Consider the following 19,508-nt stretch of genomic DNA (forward strand, 5'->3'; position numbering starts at 1 on the left):
GATTTTCAGCCGATTGTGACAAGCTGTTGACTCTGCGCAGATTCGGCATGGGATTGACGCCGATTCGGCGATGACTCATCGATGGCGGATGAGCAAGTTCAAAGCCCCCGCCGCCCCCGCGATCGCCACCGACCGCATCATCCGGGGCGATTGCATCGCCGCGATGAATGCGATGCCCGAAGCTTGTGTCGACCTCGTCTTCGCCGACCCGCCGTACAATCTGCAGCTGGCGCACAATCTGCACCGGCCCGAAGGCGGCAAGGTGGCGGCGGTCGACGATGATTGGGACAAGTTCGCCAGCTATGCGACCTATGACGAGTTCACCCGCGCCTGGTTGACCGCGGCGCGGCGCATCTTGAAGCCCGATGGCGCGATCTGGACGATCGGCAGCTATCACAACATCTTCCGCGTCGGCGCGGCGTTGCAGGATGCCGGTTTCTGGATCCTCAACGACATCGTCTGGCGCAAGGCCAACCCGATGCCCAATTTCAAGGGCACGCGCTTCACCAATGCGCACGAGACGCTGATCTGGGCCGCCAAGTCCGAAACCGCCAAATACAAGTTCAACTATCACGCCATGAAGGCGATGAACGAGGAACTTCAGATGCGGTCCGACTGGCTGATCCCGATCTGCACGGGCGGCGAGCGGTTGAAGACCGACGGCGTCAAGGCGCATCCGACGCAAAAGCCCGAGGCATTGCTGTACCGCGTGCTGCTGGCGTGCACCGAGCCGGGCGATATCGTCGTCGACCCGTTCTTCGGCACCGGCACCACCGGCGCCGTCGCCAAGCTGCTCGGCCGGCATTTCATCGGAATCGAGCGCGAGGAAAAATATGTGAAGGTCGCCGAGGAGCGCATCGCCTCGCTGCTGCCGCTGTCGGGCGGCGACATGCCCGGGTCGGCGTGGGAAGTCAGCCAGGGCAAGCGCGGCGAGACGCGGATCCCGTTCGGATCGCTGGTCGAATCGGGGCTGGTGCGGCCGGGGACGCGGTTGATCGACCCGCAGCGTCGGCACCAGGCCGAAGTGCGTGCCGATGGCTCGCTGAGCATGGGTGCCAAGACCGGGTCGATCCACCAGCTGGGCGCCGCCGCCCAGGGGTTGCCGAGTTGCAACGGCTGGACCTTCTGGCATATCGAGGAGGCGGGCAAGCTGGTGCCGCTCGACGCCAAGCGGGCGGTCTATCGCGCGAGTGTCGGTTCGGCGTAAGCAGCCCGGCATGGACCATTACCGGCCGATCGCACTTGGGGACGGCGTGCTGCTGGCGGGCGGCCCGTTGCGCTTTGCGCGCGCCGAGGTGCTGGCGCGGGGTCGGGCGCCGCGGACCGTGGCGGCAAAGGACATTCCCGAACCCGTGCTCGCGCGGCTGACGCGGCCGCGGCCGGCGCTGCCGGGGGTTCCGGCGGGACGGACGGGGGTGATGGGCATATTGAATGTCACGCCCGACAGTTTTTCCGATGGCGGCCGCCATGCCGCGGCGCCGGCGGCCGCGGCACGGGCCATGGCCGCGGCCGGCGCCGACATCATCGATGTTGGGGCGGAATCGACGCGGCCGGGGGCGGCGGCGGTCGACACCGAAACCGAGGCCGCGCGGCTGGCGACGGTGTTGCCGGGCCTGGCCGGACTGACCTGGAGCATCGACACGCGCAAGGCGGCGATCATGGGCCGGGCGCTGGACGCCGGCGCGGCGCTGGTCAACGATGTGTCGGCGCTGGGGCATGACCCGGCGGCGCCGGCGCTGGTGGCGGCGCGCGGTTGCCCGGTGGTGCTGATGCATGCGCAGGGGACGCCCGAAACGATGCAGGCGGCGCCGGCCTATGACGATGCGCTGCTCGACGTCTATGACTGGCTGGCGATGCGGATCGATGCCTGTGTGGCGGCCGGCATCGACCGGTCGCGGATCATCGCCGACCCCGGTATCGGGTTCGGCAAGACGCTCGAGCACAATCTCGCGGTGCTGCGCGGGTTGACGCTGTTCCACGGGCTGGGCGTGCCGCTGCTGCTGGGGGCGAGCCGCAAGGCGCTGATCGGGCGGATGGCGGGCAATGCGCCGCCGGATGCGCGGCTGCCCGGCAGCCTGGCGCTGGCGCTGCATGGCGCCGCCTGCGGCGTTCAGATGGTGCGCGTCCATGATGTGGCGGAAACGGTCCAGGCGCTGGCGGTGTGGCGGAGCGCGACCCTTGCTGATGCGTTAGGGTGACAGGTTGAGTGGTGCGCGCGCTTGTGCAATGCAGCGTGACATCTTCACACCGGTGCGGCATCTGTTATCACCGACAGGGACAGTTTTATGACCACGGCAACTTCGGGTACGGCGACTTCGGGAATGGCAAATTCGGGAATGGCGATGGCGGACGACGGGGAAAATTCGCAAAAGCAGCTCGGCGAACGCCGCGAGACCTTCGACGGCTTCATTTCCGCGACGAAATGGGCAGTGATCCTGGTGGCGCTGGCGCTGATTCTGATGGCGGTCTTTCTCGTCTGATCGCGGTGCCGCAGCCGATGGGCTGCCCGAATATGTCCTTGGGGGGACCGACATGAAGATTGCTGTATTGCGTGAGACTGCCGATGCCGAGCCGCGCGTCGCGGCGACGCCCGAAACCGTCAAGAAACTCATCGGCCTTGGTGCCGAAGTCGCTGTGGAATCCGGTGCCGGCGTCCACGCCAGCATCGCCGACGCCGCCTATGCCGATGCCGGCGCGGCGGTGGGCGACCGGGCGGCGACGATCGCCGGCGCCGGGCTGGTGCTCGGCGTGCAGGGGCCGACCGTCGCTGACCTGCCGGGGATCGCGTCGGGGACGACATTGCTCGCCATCCTGGCGCCATTCGCCGACCGGGCGCGCGTCGATGGCTATGCCCAGGCCGGGATCAACGCCTTTGCCATGGAGTTCATGCCGCGCATCACGCGGGCGCAGTCGATGGACGTGCTGTCGTCGCAGTCGAACCTTGCCGGCTACAAGTCGGTGATCGACGCCGCCGAAGCCTATGGCCGCGCCTTCCCGATGATGATGACCGCCGCCGGCACGATTTCGGCGGCGCGGGTGTTCGTCATGGGCGTCGGCGTGGCGGGGCTGCAGGCGATCGCCACGGCGCGGCGTCTGGGCGCGATCGTGTCGGCTACCGATGTCCGCTCGGCGACCAAGGAACAGATCGAATCGCTCGGCGCCAAGGCGATCTTCGTCGACAGCGTCAAGGGCATCGAAGGTGAAGGCAGCGGCGGCTATGCCACCGAAATGTCGGATGAATACAAAGCCGCGCAGGCAGCGCTGGTTTCGAGCCACATCGCCAAGCAGGACATCGTCATCACCACGGCGTTGATCCCCGGGCGACCGGCACCGCGGCTGATTTCGGATGCGCAGCTGGCGTCGATGCGGCCCGGATCGGTGCTGGTCGATCTGGCGGTGGAAAGCGGCGGCAATATCGAAGGGTCGCGCCCGGGCGAGGTCGTCGAGGTGCACGGCGTCAAGATCATCGGCCATCGCAACCTGGCGGGGCGGATGGCGGCCGATGCATCGGCGCTGTACGCGCGCAACCTGTTCAACCTGATCAGCGCCTTCTGGGACAAGGACGGCAAGGCCGCGGCCTGGACCGCCGACGACGAGATCGTCAAGGGCATCAAGCTGACCGAGGGCGGCGCGGTCGTCCACGAACGTCTCACGGCCTGAGGGGCACCGCCATGGAATTCATCTCCGAACTCTCAATTTTCGTCCTGGCGTGTTTCGTCGGCTATTATGTCGTCTGGTCGGTGACCCCGGCGCTGCACACGCCGCTGATGGCGGTCACCAACGCGATTTCCTCCGTCATCATCGTCGGCGCGCTGATCGCGTCCTCGGCGGCGGCGGGCGGGTCGGACCTGTCGAAGTGGCTGGGGCTGATCGCGGTCATCCTGGCCAGCATCAACATCTTCGGTGGCTTTGCCGTGACCCGGCGGATGCTCGCCATGTACAAGAAAAAAGACAAGAAGCCGGTCCCGGCAAAATGATGTCATCCCGGGCGTGATCCGGGGGCCAGCCGACCTTGCTGGGAAAGAAACAAGCTGGATCCCGGGTCAGGCCCGGGATGACAGGATGGAAGTTTAGGGGCACTTGCCATGGAACATGCGATCGCCGCGACACCCGTATGGGCTGAACTGGCTTATCTGATTGCCGGGGTGTTGTTCATCCTGGCGCTGCGCGGGCTGTCGTCGCCCGAATCGAGCCAGAAGGGCAACCAGTACGGCATTTTCGGCATGGCGATCGCCGTGGCGACCACGCTGGTCACCCACACCAACGGCCTGCCGTTCATCATCGGCGCCATTGTGATCGGCGGCGGCATCGGCTGGTACATCGCCCAGAACATCAAGATGACGGCGATGCCCGAACTGGTCGCGGGCTTCCACAGCCTCGTCGGCCTGGCCGCGGTGCTGGTCGGCGCGTCGGCGTTCCTCAACCCGGACGCTTTCGGCATCGTCGACGCCACCACCGGGTTGATCATCCCGGTCAGCCGGATCGAACTCGGGCTGGGCGTCGCCATCGGTGCGATCACCTTTTCCGGCTCGATCATCGCCTTCATGAAATTGTCGGGGCGGATGAGCGGCAACCCGATCATCCTGCCGGCGCGCCATGTCATCAACCTGGGGCTGCTCGCCGCGATCCTGGGTCTGGTCGCCTATTTCGTCACCGACCAGTCGGCGTGGATCTTCTGGACGATCATGGTGCTCAGCTTTGCCATCGGCTTCCTGCTGATCGTGCCGATCGGCGGGGCGGACATGCCGGTCGTCATCTCGATGCTCAACAGCTATTCGGGCTGGGCGGCGGCGGCGATGGGCTTCACGCTGCACAACAGCGCGATGATCATCACCGGCGCCCTGGTCGGATCTTCGGGCGCGATCCTGAGCTATATCATGTGCAAGGCGATGAACCGCAGCTTCATCAGCGTCATCGCCGGCGGCTTCGGCGATGCCGGCGGCGCCGCGGTCGCGGGGTCGGCGGTCGCCAAGCCGTACAAGGCCGGGTCGGCGGAGGATGCGGCGTTCATCATGCAGAATGCCGAAAGCGTCATCATCGTGCCGGGTTACGGGATGGCGGTCAGCCAGGCGCAGCATGCGCTGCGCGAGATGGGCGATCTGCTGCGCAAGGAAGGCGTCAGCGTCAAATACGCCATCCATCCGGTCGCCGGCCGCATGCCGGGGCATATGAACGTGCTGCTCGCCGAGGCCAATGTGCCCTATGACGAGGTGTTCGAGCTGGAGGATATCAACAGCGAGTTCGCCCAGTGCGATGTGGCCTTTGTCATCGGCGCCAATGACGTCACCAACCCGCTGGCCAAGACCGACAAGACCAGCCCCATCTATGGCATGCCGGTGCTCGACGTCGAAAAGGCCAAGACGGTGCTGTTCATCAAGCGGTCGATGGGCGGCGTCGGCTATGCCGGGGTCGACAACCCGGTGTTCTACATGGACAATACGATGATGTTGCTGGCCGATGCCAAGAAGATGGTCGAAACGATTGTCAAGAATTTGGGGCACTAGCACCGCGCCGCGAGCGCGTCTGGCGAAGCCAAGCGCGCCGACAGGCGCAAGCTCGGCCGGCGGGGCGGCGCGGCCCTCCCGCGCCGAACCCGTCCGACGTCACGGCGCGGCTTCGCCGCGACGCCAGCAAGCGGAGACCGCCATGCGCACCCTGCTATTCGCTCTCGCCCTCGCCGCAACGCCGGCCCTCGCCGCGCCGACGGTCCACCTGACCTCGCCGGAATCGATCAAGCTCGCTCGCCCCTTTTCCGATGCCACCGAAGTTGGCGGCGTCCTCTACCTGTCCGGCCAGATCGGCGCGGTGCCGGGTGAAGACCATGTCGTCGCCGGCGGGCTGGAGGCGGAAACCCGGCAGGTGATGGCCAATATCGGCGCGATCCTGGCGCGCCGCGGGTTGACGCATGATGATCTGTTCAAATGCACGGTGATGCTCGCCGACATTCGGCAGTGGGATGCGTTCAACCGGGTCTATGTCGGCTATTTCAAGCCGGGCCGGTTCCCGTCGCGCAGTGCGATGGGCATCAACGGGCTGGCGCGCGGGGCGGCGGTCGAACTCGAGTGCTGGGCGAACACGGCGAAATAGGCGCGCATTCGGCCGCGGCGCGTGCGTCGTTGCTACGCCGCCGGCTTGTCGCTCCACAGTTGCGGGAAGCGCGCCTTCAGGGCCTCGACCTTGGGGATGTCGTTGATCGCGATATAGGGCTGCTGCGGGTTGGCGCGCAGATAATTCTGGTGGTAATTTTCGGCCGGGAAAAAGGGCTTGCCGGGTTCGAGCGTCGTGACGATCCTCGCCGGCCACGTCTTGGCGGCGGTCAGCTGCGCGACATAGGCGCGGGCAAGTTTCGCCTGTTCGGGCGTCTGCGGGAAGATGGCGCTGCGGTACTGGCTGCCGGTGTCGGGGCCCTGGCGGTTGCGCTGGGTCGGGTCATGGGCGACCGAGAACAGGATGCGCAGCAACGTGCCGTAACTGACCTTGGCCGGGTCGTATTTGATCTCCACCGCCTCGGCATGGCCGGTCAGTCCGGTGCCGACAACCTCGTACATCGCCGCCGCCTTCGGCCCGCCGGCATAGCCCGACCGCACCGAGGTGACGCCCTTGATGCGTTCGAAGACGCCTTCCACACCCCAGAAACAGCCGCCGGCAAACACCGCCGTCTGCACGGGGCCGGCCTGCAAGGGCGTGTCGGCGGCCGGCACCGGCGCGGTGACCATGCGCTCCGCCGCTGTCGAACAGGCAGCCGTGCCGAGCAGCAGGGCGGTAACGATCGTGCGGAACATGCGGGTCAGGCCTTGGTAGGGGTGAAGGTGAGCGCGGCGCCGTTCATGCAGTAGCGCAGGCCGGTGGGCTTTGGCCCGTCTTCGAAGACATGGCCGAGATGGCCGCCGCAGCGGCTGCAATGGACTTCGGTGCGTTCCATGCCGAGCGTCGTGTCGGTGGTGGTGCCGACCGCCCCCTTCAGCGGGGCATAAAAGCTGGGCCAGCCGGTGCCGCTGTCGAACTTCGTCCTGCTGGCGAACAGCGGCTGGGCACAGCCCTTGCAGGCAAACATGCCGGCACGGTGCTCGTCGTTGAGCGGCGAGGTGAACGGGCGCTCGGTGGCTTCGTGGCGCAGCACGTCATAGGCGAGGCCGGGCAGCTTGGCGCGCCATTGCGCATCGGTCAGCGTATAAGCGTATTTGACCGGCGGCGCGGCGAGCGCCGGCGTGGCGGTGAAGCGGGCGACGAAGGGCAGCGCGGTCAGGGCGCCAAGCCCGGCGAGGACGAAGGTGCGGCGGTTGGTCATGCCCCTATATACGGGGACCGGGGTGCGATGGTTACACCCTGCGACATCACGGTATGCGCGCCTTTTGGCGTGTCCGATCGCCGCGCGGGCGCAGTCAGCGCGATGCGCGCCACGCCTGCCCCTGATGGTGGGCGAGCGCGACGAGGTCGCCGAGCGCGACGTTGACGTCGATGAGGTGCAGGCCCCAGCTTTCCACGACGCGGCCACCGGCGACGACGTCGCCGCCGATACTGTCGGTCCGCGGGCTGCCCGGCGCGGCGTTGACCGCCACGGCCAGGACATTGGCACCGTCCACCGCGGTGCAGGCGCCGCGCAGCAGGCCGGGGAGGGTGACGAACGGCGTGGTGACGGCAAGCCCTTTCGCCCAGGGTGCCTGCGGCGCGGCATTGTCGACGATCGCCGGGCCGGCGGGCAACAGCGCGGTCAGCGGCGCGCTGCCGCCGGCGGGTGCCGCGGGGTTGACACAGGCGACATCCATGCCCGGTTTCGGCGAACGGCCGAAACGGCTGTCGGCCGGCGGGGTCTTGCCGGCGCGGAACGACACCCAGGTGACGACACAGCCGGTCTGGCGGGTGCCGCGGCACAAGGGAGTCGAAGCCAGGTCGCCGCCGACGTCCTTGCCGGCCGGCACCAGCAGGTTGGTGCCGGGGAGATAGGCAGCGATGAGCTGGCGGGCCACGGGTTTGCCCTCGATCTCCCCCTGCAGCAACGCCTTGAGGATGCCGCTGCCCTGGCTGTGGCCGACCAGGATGACGCCACGGCCCTGGTTGTCGCGCGCCAGATAGTCCGTCCAGGCGGCGACGACATCGCGGTACGCCATGGCGCGGTCGGCGGTGGTCGGCTTGCCGGCCACCGCATCGCGCAGCGCCTGCAAGGTCACCTGCCGGTACATCGGCGCAAAGGTGCGGCAGACGGTGCGGAACGGCGCGAACTGGGCCTTGGCGACATTGGTTTCGGCGGCATCGATGCCAAGGTCGCTGTTGCCGCCCTGGTCGGTGGAGACGGTCGGATAGACGTAGAAACAGTCGATGGCCGGTGTTGTTGCCGGCGGCGACGGCATGACGACCGCCTTGCCGGTGGCAGCAACGCTGGTGACGCCGATGTCCCCGGCGCAGGCATCGGCCCGGCCCGGGCGGCACAGCCAGTTGGCGTCCTGCGTGTAATCGGGCGCGGCGGGCACCTGCGCTGCGGCCGGACCGGCGACCATGGCCGCAAGCAGCAGGATGCGCATGCTACCAGCCCGATTTCAGCTTGGGCGACACGTCCATTCCCATCCGCTCCAGCGCGGCGGCGATGGTGTCGCGGCCGGCGTCATGTTCGGCCCAGAACATCGGGCCGCCGCGATAGACTGGCCAGCCATAACCGTTGATCCAGACGATATCGACGTCGCTGGCGCGCTGCGCCATGCCTTCGTCGAGGATCTTGGCGCCTTCGTTGACCATAGGGTAGAGGCAGCGTTCGAGGATTTCCTGGTCGTCGATGCTGCGCCGGTTGATGCCCTTTTCGGCGGCGTAATCGAGAATGATCGCTTCGGCGACCGGTGACGGCGTGCGGTTGCGGTCGGCGTCGTAATCGTAAAAGCCCTTGCCGTTCTTCTGGCCGCGCAACCCCGCCTCGCACAGGCGGTCGCGGACGGTGACGCCTTTGGACGTTTCCGCCGACCAGCCGATGTCGAGCCCGGCAAGGTCGGCCATCTGGAACGGCCCCATCGGGAAGCCGAAATCGGTCAGCACGCGGTCGACGTCCGCCGGGCGGGCGCCTTCGAGGATCAGCTTGTTCGCCTGTTCCTGGCGGGCGCCGAGCATGCGATTGCCGATGAAGCCGTGGCAGACGCCGGAGACGACGCCGATCTTGCCGATGGCCTTGCCGGTGGCCATGGCGGTGGCGAGCACCTGCGGGCTGGTCCTGGCGCCGCGCACGACTTCGAGCAGCCGCATGACATTGGCGGGCGAGAAGAAGTGCGTGCCGACGACGCTTTCCGGCCGGGTCGTGCTGGCGGCGATCTCGTCGACATTGAGGTAGCTGGTGTTCGACGCAAGGATCGCGCCGGGCCTGGCGATGGTGTCGAGCTTGCCGAAAATGTCCTTCTTGATGTCCATGTTCTCGAACACGGCTTCGATGATCAGGTCGGCGTCCTTCAGATCTTCCAGCGCCAGCGTGGGGGTGAGGCGGCCCATGCGGGCTTCGACCTCCTCCATGCTGAAGCGGCCCTTTTTGGCGCTGTTTTCATAGTTGCGGCGGATGACGGCGACGCCGCGGTCGAGCGCCTCCTGCTTCGTTTCCACGATGGTGACCGGGATGCCGACGCTGAGGAAGTTCATCGCGATGCCGCCGCCCATGGTGCCGGCGCCGATGATGCCGACCGATTTGACCGGCAGCAGCTCGGTCTTCGGGTCGAGCCCGTCGATCTTGGCCGCCTGGCGTTCGGCGAAGAAGACATGGCGCTGGGCGGTGGCCTGCAGGCCCGACATTAGCTTCATGAACTCGCTGCGTTCGACCTTCATGCCCTCTTCGAACGGCAGGGCGACGGCGGCTTCGATGCACTTGATATTGGCTTCGGGGGCGTCGAAGCCCTTGAAGGCGCGGGCGTGGCTCTGGCGGAAGTCGGCGAACATCGGGGCGAGGGCGGCGGCGTCGCCACCGAGCTTCGATGTGTCGTCGCGGACCTTCTTGAGCGGCCGCCCTTCGGCGACAATGCGGCGCGCGAAGGCGATGGCGCCGGCGGTGAGGTCGCCCTCCACGATTTCGTCGACCAGCCCCGCGGCAAGCGCGTCCTTGGCGCCCATCTGGGCACCGCTGGTGACCATTTCGAGGGCCTTTTTGGCACCGACGACGCGCGGCAATCGCTGGGTGCCGCCTGCACCGGGGAGGAGGCCGAGCTTGACTTCGGGCAGGCCGAACTTCGCCTTCGCATCGGACACGCGGTAATGGGCGCACAGCGCCACTTCCAGCCCGCCGCCGAGCGCGGTGCCGTGGATGGCGGCAACGACCGGCACCGCCGATTCCTCCATCGCGTCCTGGACGGCGTGGAGCGACGCGCCGCGCGGCGGCTTGCCGAATTCGGAGATGTCGGCGCCGGCGATGAAGGTGCGGCCGGCGCAGACGAGGACCGCCGCCTTGAGCGCCGGGTTGGCCGCGATTGCCCGGAAGGCGCCGTCCAGCCCGTCGCGGACATCGGCGGACAGCGCATTGACCGGCGGCGAATCGATTGTGATGACAGCGACATCGCCGTCCATGGCAAGATCGACGACGCTGGTGATGGCGGCCATGATGATAACTCCCCGAGCTTTGCTTTGCGCCTGTCATAGCAGCGTCGGCGAAGGCGTCGAGATGGCGGGATGAAGGGCTTGCCGCCGAGTCGCGGCATCGCTAGGATTCCGCAATGGACGCTCGCATCGACCTTTTCGGCTATCTGCGTCGCGCTGCGTTGCCGGCGATCTGTATCCTTTTGATCGGCTATTTCGTCAGCCATGCCATCAACGGGCCGACGGGGGCGATTGCCTGGCGCGACTACAAGGCGGAGCGAGCGCGGCTGGAGGCCCAGGTGGCGGTTGCTGCCGAACGAAAAGCGGCGATTGCGCAGCAGGTCAAGCTGCTCGACCCGGCGGGAGTGGACCCCGACATGGCCGACGAACTGGTTCGGCAAAATCTGAACGTCGTCAAGCCCGACGAGATCATCGTCCCGCTCGACAGCAAGTGATCGGCAAAAGCTGACATCGGTGTCAGGTTGACGTGTGCGTCAGCTTGAAGGCCGGGCAAAGGCCCGATACCCGGACATATCATTTCACCGGAGGCGACCCCCTTGGCCCGTTCCGCACAGCCCAAAGCTGCACCACCCGCGCCGGTCGCCGGCAATTGGCCCCGGCCTGACGAACCTATACGGCACGTCGCGACCAAGGACGAGCTGCTCGCCTATTATCGCCAGATGCTGTTGATCCGCCGGTTCGAGGAGCGTGCCGGGCAGTTGTACGGCATGGGGATGATCGGCGGGTTCTGCCATCTTTACATCGGCCAGGAAGCGGTTGTCGTCGGCATCCAGGATGCGCTGAAATCAACCGATTCGGTTATCACTGGTTATCGTGACCATGGCCATATGCTGGCAGCCGGGATTCCAGCCAATGCGGTTATGGCCGAACTGACCGGACGCGCCGCGGGCATTTCCAAGGGCAAGGGCGGATCGATGCACATGTTCAGCGTCGAACATGGCTTTTACGGCGGCCATGGCATCGTCGCGGCGCAGGTGCCGCTGGGGACGGGCCTGGCCTTTGCGCACAAATATCGCGGCGATGGCGGGCTCGCGGTGACCTATTTCGGCGACGGCGCGTCGAACCAGGGCCAGGTCTATGAAAGTTTCAACATGGCCGAGCTGTGGAAGCTGCCGGTGATTTTCGTCATCGAGAACAACCAATATGCCATGGGAACGAGCGTCAATCGCTCGTCGAGCGAGGACCAGCTGTACCGGCGCGGCGAGAGCTTCCGCGTGCCGGGGCTGCAGGTCGATGGCATGGACGTGCTGGCGGTGCGCGGCGCCGCCAAGACGGCGACCGACTGGGTGCGCGCCGGCAAGGGGCCGATCCTGCTGGAATTGAAGACCTATCGCTATCGCGGCCATTCGATGTCCGACCCGGCGAAATATCGCAGCCGCGAGGAAGTCCAGGCGATGCGCGACAAGTCCGACCCGATCGAGCACGCCAAGCGCGAGATCATCGATGCCGGCTTTGCCGATGAGGCGGCGTTGAAGGCGATCGACAAGGACGTGCGCGACATCGTCGCCGCCGCCGCCGATTTTGCCGAAAGCACGCCTGAACCGGCGGCCGCCGAATTGTACACCGATGTTCTGGTGGGGACCTACTGATGCCCGAGATCAAGCTTCCCGCCATGTCGCCGACGATGGAAGAAGGCACGCTGGCGAAATGGCTGGTGAAGGTCGGCGATACGGTGAAACCGGGCGATGTGCTGGCCGAGATTGAAACCGACAAGGCGACGATGGAACTGGAAGCCGATGACGGCGGCGTGGTGGCCCGCCTCGACGTCGAAGCCGGCAGCGAAGGCGTCAAGGTCGGCACGGTGATCGCGGTGATCCGCGGCGAGGACGAGAATGAAGTGCCGGCAAAGGCTGCCGCGCCGGCCCAGCCCGCCGCCCCGGCAGCCGCCGCCGACACGCCGCAACAGGCGCAGGTGGTGACCGCCGCGGCGCCGCCGGCCGCCGAACCCAAGGCGCCGCCGGCGGAAACGCCGCTGGTGCCGGCGCAGGGCGTGCCCGTGGTCGAAGTGACCGGCCCGACCAAGCGCCAGACCGTTCGCGAAGCACTGCGCGACGCGATGGCCGAGGAAATGCGGACGACGCCCGAAGTGTTCGTGATGGGCGAGGAAGTCGCCGAATATCAGGGCGCCTACAAGGTCACCCAGGGGCTGCTCGAGGAGTTCGGCGGCCAGCGCGTCGTCGATACGCCGATCACCGAATATGGCTTTGCCGGGCTCGGCGCCGGCGCGGCGATGGGCGGGTTGAAGCCGATCATCGAGTTCATGACCTTCAATTTTGCCATGCAGGCGATCGACCACATCATCAATTCGGCGGCCAAGACCAATTACATGTCGGGCGGCCAGATGCGCTGCCCGATCGTGTTCCGCGGGCCGAACGGCGCCGCGTCGCGCGTCGCGGCGCAGCACAGCCAGAATTTCGGGCCCTGGTATGCCAGCGTGCCGGGGCTGATCGTCATTGCGCCGTACAGCGCCGCCGATGCCAAGGGGCTGCTCAAGGCCGCCATCCGCTCGCCCGATCCGGTGGTGTTTCTGGAGAATGAGCTGCTCTACGGCCAGAGCTTCGACGTGCCCGAGGGTGACGATGTTGTCGTGCCGATCGGCAAGGCGTCGATCGTGCGGCCCGGCAAGGATGTGACGCTGGTCAGCTATTCGATCGGCGTCGGCGTGGCGCTGGCGGCGGCGGAGACGCTCGCCGGCGAGGGCATCGAGGCGGAGGTCATCGACCTGCGCACGCTGCGGCCGCTCGACACGGCGACGGTGCTGGCGTCCTTGAAGAAGACCAACCGCATGGTCGTGGTCGAGGAAGGCTGGCCGGTCTGCTCGATTTCGAGCGAGATCATCGCGGTGGCGATGGAGCAGGGGTTCGATGACCTCGATGCGCCGGTGCTGCGGGTGACCAATGTCGATGTGCCGCTGCCCTATGCGGCCAATCTGGAAAAGCTGGCGCTGCTCAAGGCCGAGGATGTGGTGAGCGCGGCGAAGAAGGTCTGCTACAAATGATCGACATCACCATGCCCGCGCTGTCGCCGACGATGGAGACCGGCACGCTGTCGAAATGGCTCGTCAAGGTCGGCGATGCCGTGAAATCGGGCGATGTGCTCGCCGAGATCGAGACCGACAAGGCGACGATGGAAGTCGAGAGCATCGACGAGGGTGTGGTTGCCGAACTGGTTGTGGCGGCCGGGTCCGAGGGTGTTCCGGTGGGGCAGGTGATCTTGCGGCTGGCGGGTGAGGGGGAGGAGGCTGCGCCTGCTGCTGCTCCCCTCCCGCCTGCGGGAGGGGTCGGGGGTGGGGCCTCTGTGCCGCCAGCACCCGCTGCTGTTGTTGAGGCTCCCAAGGTTGCGCCTGTTGCGGTGGAGAACCCACCCCCAACCCCTCCCGCGAGCGGGAGGGGAGAAGAAGGCAAGGAAGGGCGCGTCAACGCTTCGCCACTGGCGCGGCGGATTGCCGAAGCGAAGGGCGTGGCGCTGGACGGGGTGACCGGGTCCGGGCCGAACGGGCGGATAGTGCGGGCCGATGTCGAGGCGGCGGCCGGCAAGCCGGCGCCGAAGGCTGCGGCTGTGGCGGCAGAGGCCCCGGCCCCGACCGCTCCCGTTTCGGGCGGGGAGAAGAAGGCCGCGCCTGCGCCTGTTCCGACCAGCGATATTCCGCACGAGGTCGTCAAGCTCGGCAATGTGCGCAAGGTCATCGCCAAGCGGTTGACCGAGGCCAAGGCGACCATCCCGCATATCTATCTGACCGTCGATGTGCGGCTCGATGCACTGCTCAAGCTGCGCGGCGAGCTGAACAAGGCGCTGGAGCCGCGCAAGATCAAGCTGTCGGTCAACGACATGGTCATCAAGGCGCTGGCGCTGGCGCTGCGCCAGGTGCCCAAGTGCAATGTGTCATTCGCTGGCGACAACCTCATCAGCTACAGTCGCGCCGATATTTCGGTGGCGGTGGCGGCGCCGTCGGGCCTCATCACGCCGATCATCGTCGGGGCCGATCTGAAGCCGATGTCGGTGATCGCGACCGAGATGAAGGCGCTGGCCGAGAAGGCGCGCGAGGGCAAGTTGCAGCCGCATGAGTATCAGGGCGGCACGGCGTCGGTCAGCAATCTGGGCATGTTCGGTATCAAGAACTTCGATGCCGTCATCAATCCGCCGCAGGCGATGATTTTGGCGGTCGGCACGGGCGAAAAGCGCGCCGTGGTCGACGGCGACGCTGTCGTGGTGGCGACGGTGATGAGCGTGACGGGCAGCTTCGACCATCGCGCCATCGATGGCGCCGATGGCGCGGAACTGATGGGGGCCTTCAAGGCACTGATCGAGAACCCGCTGGGGCTGGTGGCGTGAGCGAGTCCTTCGACCTCGTCATCCTCGGCTCCGGCCCTGGCGGCTATGTCGCCGCCATCCGTGCGGCGCAGCTAGGCCTGTCCGTCGCCATTGTCGAGCGCGAGCGGCTGGGTGGCATCTGTCTCAACTGGGGGTGCATCCCGACCAAGGCCTTGCTGCGCACCAGCGAGATCTATCACTACATGACCCATGCCAATGCCTATGGCCTGTCGGCGACCGGCGTGTCGTTCGATCTCGCCAAGGTGACCGAGCGGTCGCGCAAGGTCGCGGGGCAGCTCAACGCCGGCGTCAAGTCGTTGATGAAGAAGAACAAGGTGATCGTCGTCGAAGGCAGTGGCACGCTGACCGCGGCGACGCAGGTGACGGTGACGACCGGCGACCAGACGCGCGTTCTCGACGGCAAGAATGTCATTGTCGCGACGGGTGCGCGGGCGCGCGACCTCCCTGGACTGGCCGCGGACGGCAAGCGCATCTGGACCTATCGCCACGCCATGGTGCCGCCAGAAATGCCGACAAAGCTGCTTGTCATCGGGTCGGGCGCGATCGGTGTCGAATTCGCCAGTTTCTACAACGATATGGGTGCCGAGGTGACGGTGGTGGAGATGCTCGACCGCATCCTGCCGGTCGAGGACGAGGAAATTTCGGCGTTCATGGCCAAGACGCTGGCCAAGCAGGGGATGCGGATCATCACCGGCGCCAAGGTCAGTGACGTGACGCCGGGCGACGCCGGCGTGCAGGCGACGATCACCACCGCCGACGGCAAGGCGACGACCGGGGAATTTTCGCACGTCGTCGTCGCCATCGGCATCGTGCCCAATACCGAGAATATCGGGCTCGAAGCGCTGGGTGTCGAGACCAACCGCGGGCATATCCAGGTCAACGGCTTTGGCCAGACGAACGTGCCGGGCCTCCACGCCATCGGTGACGTCACCGGGCCGCCCTGGCTGGCGCACAAGGCGAGCCACGAGGGCATCGTCTGTGTCGAGAATATCGCCGGCCTGCACCCGCATGCGTTCGAAACCTGGAACATTCCCGGCTGCACCTATTCGCGGCCGCAGGTGGCCAGCGTCGGGCTGACCGAGGCCAAGGCGAAAGACGCCGGCCACAGCGTCAAGGTCGGCAAATTCCCGTTCATCGGCAATGGCAAGGCGATCGCGCTCGGTGAGGCCGAGGGGTTCGTCAAGACGGTGTTCGATGCCGGCACCGGCGAACTGCTGGGCGCGCATATGGTCGGCGCCGAGGTGACCGAGCTGATCCAGGGTTATGTCATCGCCCGCGGGCTGGAGACCACCGAGGCCGAGCTGATGGAAACGGTGTTCGCGCACCCGACGCTGTCGGAGATGATGCATGAATCGGTGCTGTCGGCCTATGGCCGGGCGTTGCACTTCTAGGCCGCACGGTGGCGGCTGGGGGGACGCGCGACGGCCCTGCCAGCCGGCGTTGGCATGGCCGGGCGAAACGGGCGTTCGGCGTCGTGCAGTGGTGCACCGGGCTGGCGCTGGCCGCAGCGGTCGCCCCGGCGGCGGCGCAGATCCCGCCCAAGCTGAGCGCGCTGTGTCCCAAGGCGGCGCCGGGAGAGATTGTCGTCTGCGCCGACACCGACCCGCCGAAATCCCCCTATCGCCTGCCATTGCCGATGGAACGCGATCGCGGCGATCCGAACGCTGTCAGCGTATCGCGGGAACGCAACGGGCTGTTTGATTACGATGCCGGCGGCATCGGTAGCTGCGGTGTCGCCGGGGCGGGCGGCAACTTCGGCTGTGGCATGCGCAAGCACAAGGCCTGGGTGGAACAGCGTGCCGGCGCGCCGGCCGGCGGCGGCTGGCTGTTCAGCGAGCCGGCGAAGTGATCGGCGTCCGTTCGGCGCGCCCCGGACCATGTCTGCCATGTCGCTGCGGCATCGCTCCGCGATTGGCATTTGGGGTTGCAGGCGCTATCTGGTGACCATGAGCGAAGCTGCCAATCCCGACGTGTCCGTGCTGTCGCTGGAGCCGGTGCGTGCGCGCAAACCGGATTGGTTGCGCGTGCGGGCGCCGACGTCGGTGGGCTTTGCCGAAACCCGGGCGCTGATGCGGCGGTTGAAGCTCAACACCGTCTGCGAGGAAGCGGCCTGCCCCAATATCGGCGAGTGCTGGAGCCAGAAGCACGCGACGGTGATGATCCTGGGCGAAACCTGCACCCGTGCCTGCGCCTTTTGCAACGTCAAGACCGGCATGCCGGGGCCGGTCGACCTGCTGGAGCCGATGCATGTCGCCGAAGCCGCCGGCGCGCTGGGGCTGGAGCATATCGTCATTACCTCGGTCGATCGCGATGACCTGCCCGACGGCGGTGCCGGCCAGTTCGTCAAGGTCATCAACGAACTGCGCAAGCACGCGCCGAACACGACGATCGAGATCCTGACGCCCGATTTCCGCAACAAGGCGAAGCGGGCGGTGGAAATGATCGTCGATGCCGGCCCCGATGTGTACAACCACAATCTGGAAACCGTGCCGCGCCTCTATCCCACGATCCGCCCGGGCGCCCGCTATTATCATTCGTTGCGTCTGCTCGACCAGGTCAAGGCACTGAGTTCGCAGGTGTTCACCAAATCGGGGCTGATGGTGGGGCTGGGCGAAACGCCGCTGGAACTGCACCAGGTGTTCGATGACATGCGCTCCGCGGGGGTCGATTTCCTGACCTGCGGGCAATATCTGCAGCCGACGCCGCGCCACGCCAAGGTGATCGAATTCGTGCCGCCGGCGACCTTTGCCGCCTATGCCGCCGTGGCGCGTTCCAAGGGCTTCCTGCAGGTCGCGGCGTCACCGCTGACGCGGTCGTCCTATCACGCCGGCAAGGATTTTGCCGAGATGAAGGCCAAGCGCGTCGCCGCGCTGGGATAGCCATGCCACGTCATTCGGAAACCCGTCACCTGGCCTGGAGCCAGGAGCAGATGTTCGACCTTGTCGCCGACGTCGCCAAATATGACGACTTCCTGCCCTGGGTGCAGGCGATGCGGATTCGCAGCCATGAAGGCAATGTCGTAACCGCCGACATGGTTGTCGGCTTCAAGATGGTGCGCGAACGTTTCACCAGCCGGGTTACGCTCGACCGGCCGAAACAGGTGCATGTGGATTATATTTCCGGACCGCTGAAATATTTGAAGAACGACTGGGTTTTTCGCGCCGCGGACGATGGCGGCTGCGAGATCGATTTCTGTGTCGACTTCGAATTCAACAACCGGATGTTCGAACGGCTTGCGGGCATGTTCTTTTCGGAAGCCTTCAAGCGCATGGTCGGGGCATTCGAAACGCGCGCGGCGGCTGTCTATGGCCCGCCAGGGTCCGCGCCGCCGGTCACCGCGCCAGCAGCGCCGCCAGTTCCTTGACCAGCTTGGCGGCGACCACCGCCGTCATGTCGTTGATGTCGCGCCCCGGATTGTATTCGACGATGTCCGCGCCGACCACCGGCGCGTCGACGCGCGCGAGCACATCGAGCAACTGACGCGTGCTGAGCCCGCCGGGCTCATGGTGGGCGACCCCGGGCGCGAATGCCGGATCGAGCCCGTCGAGATCGACCGACACATAGACCGGGCCATCGAGGCGCGGCACGGCATCGGGGGTGAAGTCGCGCATCGGCACGATTTCCACCCCGAAGCGCGCCGCCTGGGCGCGGCAATGGTCGTTGAGCGTGCGGATGCCGACCTGGACAAGGCGGCGCGCCATCCCCGCCTCCATGATCCGCGCGAACGGCGAGGCGTGGCTGGCCGGATTGCCTTCGAAATCGTCGTAGAGATCGGAGTGGGCGTCGAAGTGGAGGATGGTCACCGGGCCATGATGCGCCGCGATGGCGGTGACGATCGGGAAAGTGACGCTGTGATCGCCGCCGAGCAGCAGCGGCGCCGCGCTAGCGGCAAGGGCCGCAGCGACGGCGGCGGTGATGATCGCAGCGTCGCCGCGACCCTCGGTCAGCGCCAGGTCGCCGGCGTCGGTGAGTGCAATGTCGCGGCCGATTTCCCCACCGCCTTCGCTGGCCAGGTTCGAATGCGGCGAGAACAGCTGGGCGCGGATCCGCGCCGGGGCGGCGGCGGCACCGCGCACGAAGCTGGAATTGACGTCGGTCGGCAGGCCGATCAGCCGGACGGCGGTCATCTGGTTTCGGGCATCAGCAGGTCGAGGGCCACCAGCGCCGCCTGGCGGCGGATTTCGCTGCGGCCGACGTCGCCGAAGTGGCGGATATCGGCGACGACGATGTCGGGGTCGCCGCCGCGCATGGCCCGGGCGAAGACGACGGTGCCGACGGGCTTCTTGGCCGATCCGCCGCCGGGGCCGGCGATGCCGGTAACGGCAACGGCGATATCGGCATGGCTGTGCCGGATCGTGCCCTGAGCCATTGCCCAGGCGACGGCGACCGAGACGGCGCCGAAGGTTTCGACGATATCCCGGCTGACGCCGATCGCCTCCATCTTGGCCTCGTTCGAATAGGTCACATAGCCGCGCTCGAAAACGTCCGAACTGCCGGGGACTTCGGTCAGCGCGGCTGCGACCAGCCCGCCCGTGCAGCTTTCGGCGACCGCGACCATGCGGCCAAGGGCGCGGTTGGCGTCGAGGACGCGGGCGGCAGCGGCGATGAGGTCGGGGTCCATG

Annotated in this window: 21 protein-coding genes; 15 read left to right on the plus strand and 6 right to left on the minus strand. The window is 66.8% G+C overall.

The genetic code is table 11. From position 1 onward, the window contains the following. Nucleotides 1–88 precede the first annotated feature (88 nt). The 7 genes from GGQ62_RS01205 (at nt 89) to GGQ62_RS01235 (ending at nt 6,087) form a co-directional block, all read left to right on the plus strand. Nucleotides 89–1,207: a site-specific DNA-methyltransferase gene (locus tag GGQ62_RS01205; RefSeq protein WP_194163348.1), complete on the plus strand. Its 1,119-nt coding sequence runs from the start codon at nt 89–91 to the stop codon at nt 1,205–1,207. A gap of 10 nt (nt 1,208–1,217) precedes the next feature. Beyond that, nucleotides 1,218–2,198 carry a dihydropteroate synthase gene (gene folP / locus GGQ62_RS01210; RefSeq protein WP_152576862.1) on the plus strand — a complete coding sequence of 327 codons (981 nt, stop codon included), beginning with the start codon at nt 1,218–1,220 and terminating at the stop codon, nt 2,196–2,198. Between the two features lie 87 nt (nt 2,199–2,285). Further along, the gene (locus GGQ62_RS01215) at nt 2,286–2,480 is read left to right on the plus strand and encodes an aa3-type cytochrome c oxidase subunit IV (protein WP_152576861.1); all 195 of its coding nucleotides are present in this window, start codon (nt 2,286–2,288) and stop codon (nt 2,478–2,480) included. Nucleotides 2,481–2,532: 52 nt separating this feature from the next. Further along, nucleotides 2,533–3,660 (plus strand): Re/Si-specific NAD(P)(+) transhydrogenase subunit alpha, encoded by a 1,128-nt coding sequence (locus tag GGQ62_RS01220; protein WP_152576860.1) that lies wholly within the window; start codon nt 2,533–2,535, stop codon nt 3,658–3,660. A gap of 11 nt (nt 3,661–3,671) precedes the next feature. Next, the gene (locus GGQ62_RS01225) at nt 3,672–3,977 is read left to right on the plus strand and encodes a proton-translocating transhydrogenase family protein (RefSeq protein WP_152576859.1); all 306 of its coding nucleotides are present in this window, start codon (nt 3,672–3,674) and stop codon (nt 3,975–3,977) included. Between the two features lie 108 nt (nt 3,978–4,085). Then, nucleotides 4,086–5,504 carry an NAD(P)(+) transhydrogenase (Re/Si-specific) subunit beta gene (locus GGQ62_RS01230; protein WP_152576858.1) on the plus strand — a complete coding sequence of 473 codons (1,419 nt, stop codon included), beginning with the start codon at nt 4,086–4,088 and terminating at the stop codon, nt 5,502–5,504. 142 nt (nt 5,505–5,646) lie between these two features. Beyond that, the gene (locus GGQ62_RS01235) at nt 5,647–6,087 is read left to right on the plus strand and encodes a RidA family protein (RefSeq protein WP_152576857.1); all 441 of its coding nucleotides are present in this window, start codon (nt 5,647–5,649) and stop codon (nt 6,085–6,087) included. A 32-nt stretch (nt 6,088–6,119) separates the two neighbouring features. Here the strand turns inward: GGQ62_RS01235 and msrA are convergent, their stop codons facing one another. The 4 genes from msrA to GGQ62_RS01255 all read right to left on the minus strand — a co-directional run bounded on the left by msrA (nt 6,120) and on the right by GGQ62_RS01255 (nt 10,557). Further along, nucleotides 6,120–6,782 (minus strand): peptide-methionine (S)-S-oxide reductase MsrA, encoded by a 663-nt coding sequence (gene msrA / locus GGQ62_RS01240; RefSeq protein ID WP_152576856.1) that lies wholly within the window; start codon nt 6,780–6,782, stop codon nt 6,120–6,122. Between the two features lie 5 nt (nt 6,783–6,787). Then, nucleotides 6,788–7,288: a peptide-methionine (R)-S-oxide reductase MsrB gene (gene msrB, locus GGQ62_RS01245; protein ID WP_152576855.1), complete on the minus strand. Its 501-nt coding sequence runs from the start codon at nt 7,286–7,288 to the stop codon at nt 6,788–6,790. A gap of 94 nt (nt 7,289–7,382) precedes the next feature. After that, a complete protein-coding gene (locus tag GGQ62_RS01250) occupies nt 7,383–8,519 on the minus strand; it encodes a DUF3089 domain-containing protein (RefSeq protein WP_152576854.1) in 1,137 nt (378 codons plus the stop codon). Nucleotide 8,520: 1 nt separating this feature from the next. After that, nucleotides 8,521–10,557, minus strand: coding sequence for a 3-hydroxyacyl-CoA dehydrogenase NAD-binding domain-containing protein (locus tag GGQ62_RS01255; protein WP_152576853.1), 2,037 nt, complete (start codon nt 10,555–10,557; stop codon nt 8,521–8,523). 113 nt (nt 10,558–10,670) lie between these two features. Here GGQ62_RS01255 and GGQ62_RS01260 point away from each other — a divergent pair, with 113 nt between their 5' ends. From GGQ62_RS01260 to GGQ62_RS01295, 8 genes are all read left to right on the plus strand, one after another. Continuing rightward, nucleotides 10,671–10,988, plus strand: coding sequence for an FtsB family cell division protein (locus GGQ62_RS01260; RefSeq protein WP_152576852.1), 318 nt, complete (start codon nt 10,671–10,673; stop codon nt 10,986–10,988). Between the two features lie 102 nt (nt 10,989–11,090). After that, entirely contained in the window at nt 11,091–12,143 is a 1,053-nt protein-coding gene (gene pdhA / locus GGQ62_RS01265; protein WP_153401085.1) for a pyruvate dehydrogenase (acetyl-transferring) E1 component subunit alpha, read from the plus strand. After that, nucleotides 12,143–13,552: a pyruvate dehydrogenase complex E1 component subunit beta gene (locus GGQ62_RS01270; protein WP_424022206.1), complete on the plus strand. Its 1,410-nt coding sequence runs from the start codon at nt 12,143–12,145 to the stop codon at nt 13,550–13,552. The genes pdhA and GGQ62_RS01270 overlap by 1 nt, the downstream gene beginning before the upstream one ends. Then, entirely contained in the window at nt 13,549–14,886 is a 1,338-nt protein-coding gene (locus tag GGQ62_RS01275) for a pyruvate dehydrogenase complex dihydrolipoamide acetyltransferase (protein WP_243451554.1), read from the plus strand. The genes GGQ62_RS01270 and GGQ62_RS01275 overlap by 4 nt, the downstream gene beginning before the upstream one ends. After that, on the plus strand, nt 14,883–16,277 hold the full coding sequence (lpdA, locus tag GGQ62_RS01280; protein ID WP_152576849.1) for a dihydrolipoyl dehydrogenase: 1,395 nt from the start codon (nt 14,883–14,885) through the stop codon (nt 16,275–16,277). Before GGQ62_RS01275 ends, lpdA begins: the two co-directional genes overlap by 4 nt. 83 nt (nt 16,278–16,360) lie before the next feature. After that, entirely contained in the window at nt 16,361–16,735 is a 375-nt protein-coding gene (locus GGQ62_RS01285; RefSeq protein WP_152576848.1) for a hypothetical protein, read from the plus strand. 97 nt (nt 16,736–16,832) lie between these two features. Next, nucleotides 16,833–17,765, plus strand: coding sequence for a lipoyl synthase (lipA, locus tag GGQ62_RS01290; RefSeq protein ID WP_152576847.1), 933 nt, complete (start codon nt 16,833–16,835; stop codon nt 17,763–17,765). Between the two features lie 2 nt (nt 17,766–17,767). Next, nucleotides 17,768–18,250, plus strand: coding sequence for a type II toxin-antitoxin system RatA family toxin (locus GGQ62_RS01295; protein WP_152576846.1), 483 nt, complete (start codon nt 17,768–17,770; stop codon nt 18,248–18,250). Here the strand turns inward: GGQ62_RS01295 and speB are convergent. Then, nucleotides 18,219–19,013 (minus strand): agmatinase, encoded by a 795-nt coding sequence (speB, locus tag GGQ62_RS01300; RefSeq protein WP_152576845.1) that lies wholly within the window; start codon nt 19,011–19,013, stop codon nt 18,219–18,221. The two genes, GGQ62_RS01295 and speB, sit on opposite strands and share 32 nt — an antisense overlap. Next, nucleotides 19,010–19,507 carry a CinA family protein gene (locus GGQ62_RS01305; RefSeq protein ID WP_152576844.1) on the minus strand — a complete coding sequence of 166 codons (498 nt, stop codon included), beginning with the start codon at nt 19,505–19,507 and terminating at the stop codon, nt 19,010–19,012. Before GGQ62_RS01305 ends, speB begins: the two co-directional genes overlap by 4 nt. Nucleotide 19,508 lies beyond the last annotated feature (1 nt).

Source organism: Polymorphobacter fuscus (assembly GCF_011927825.1).
Classification (GTDB): domain Bacteria; phylum Pseudomonadota; class Alphaproteobacteria; order Sphingomonadales; family Sphingomonadaceae; genus Sandarakinorhabdus; species Sandarakinorhabdus fusca.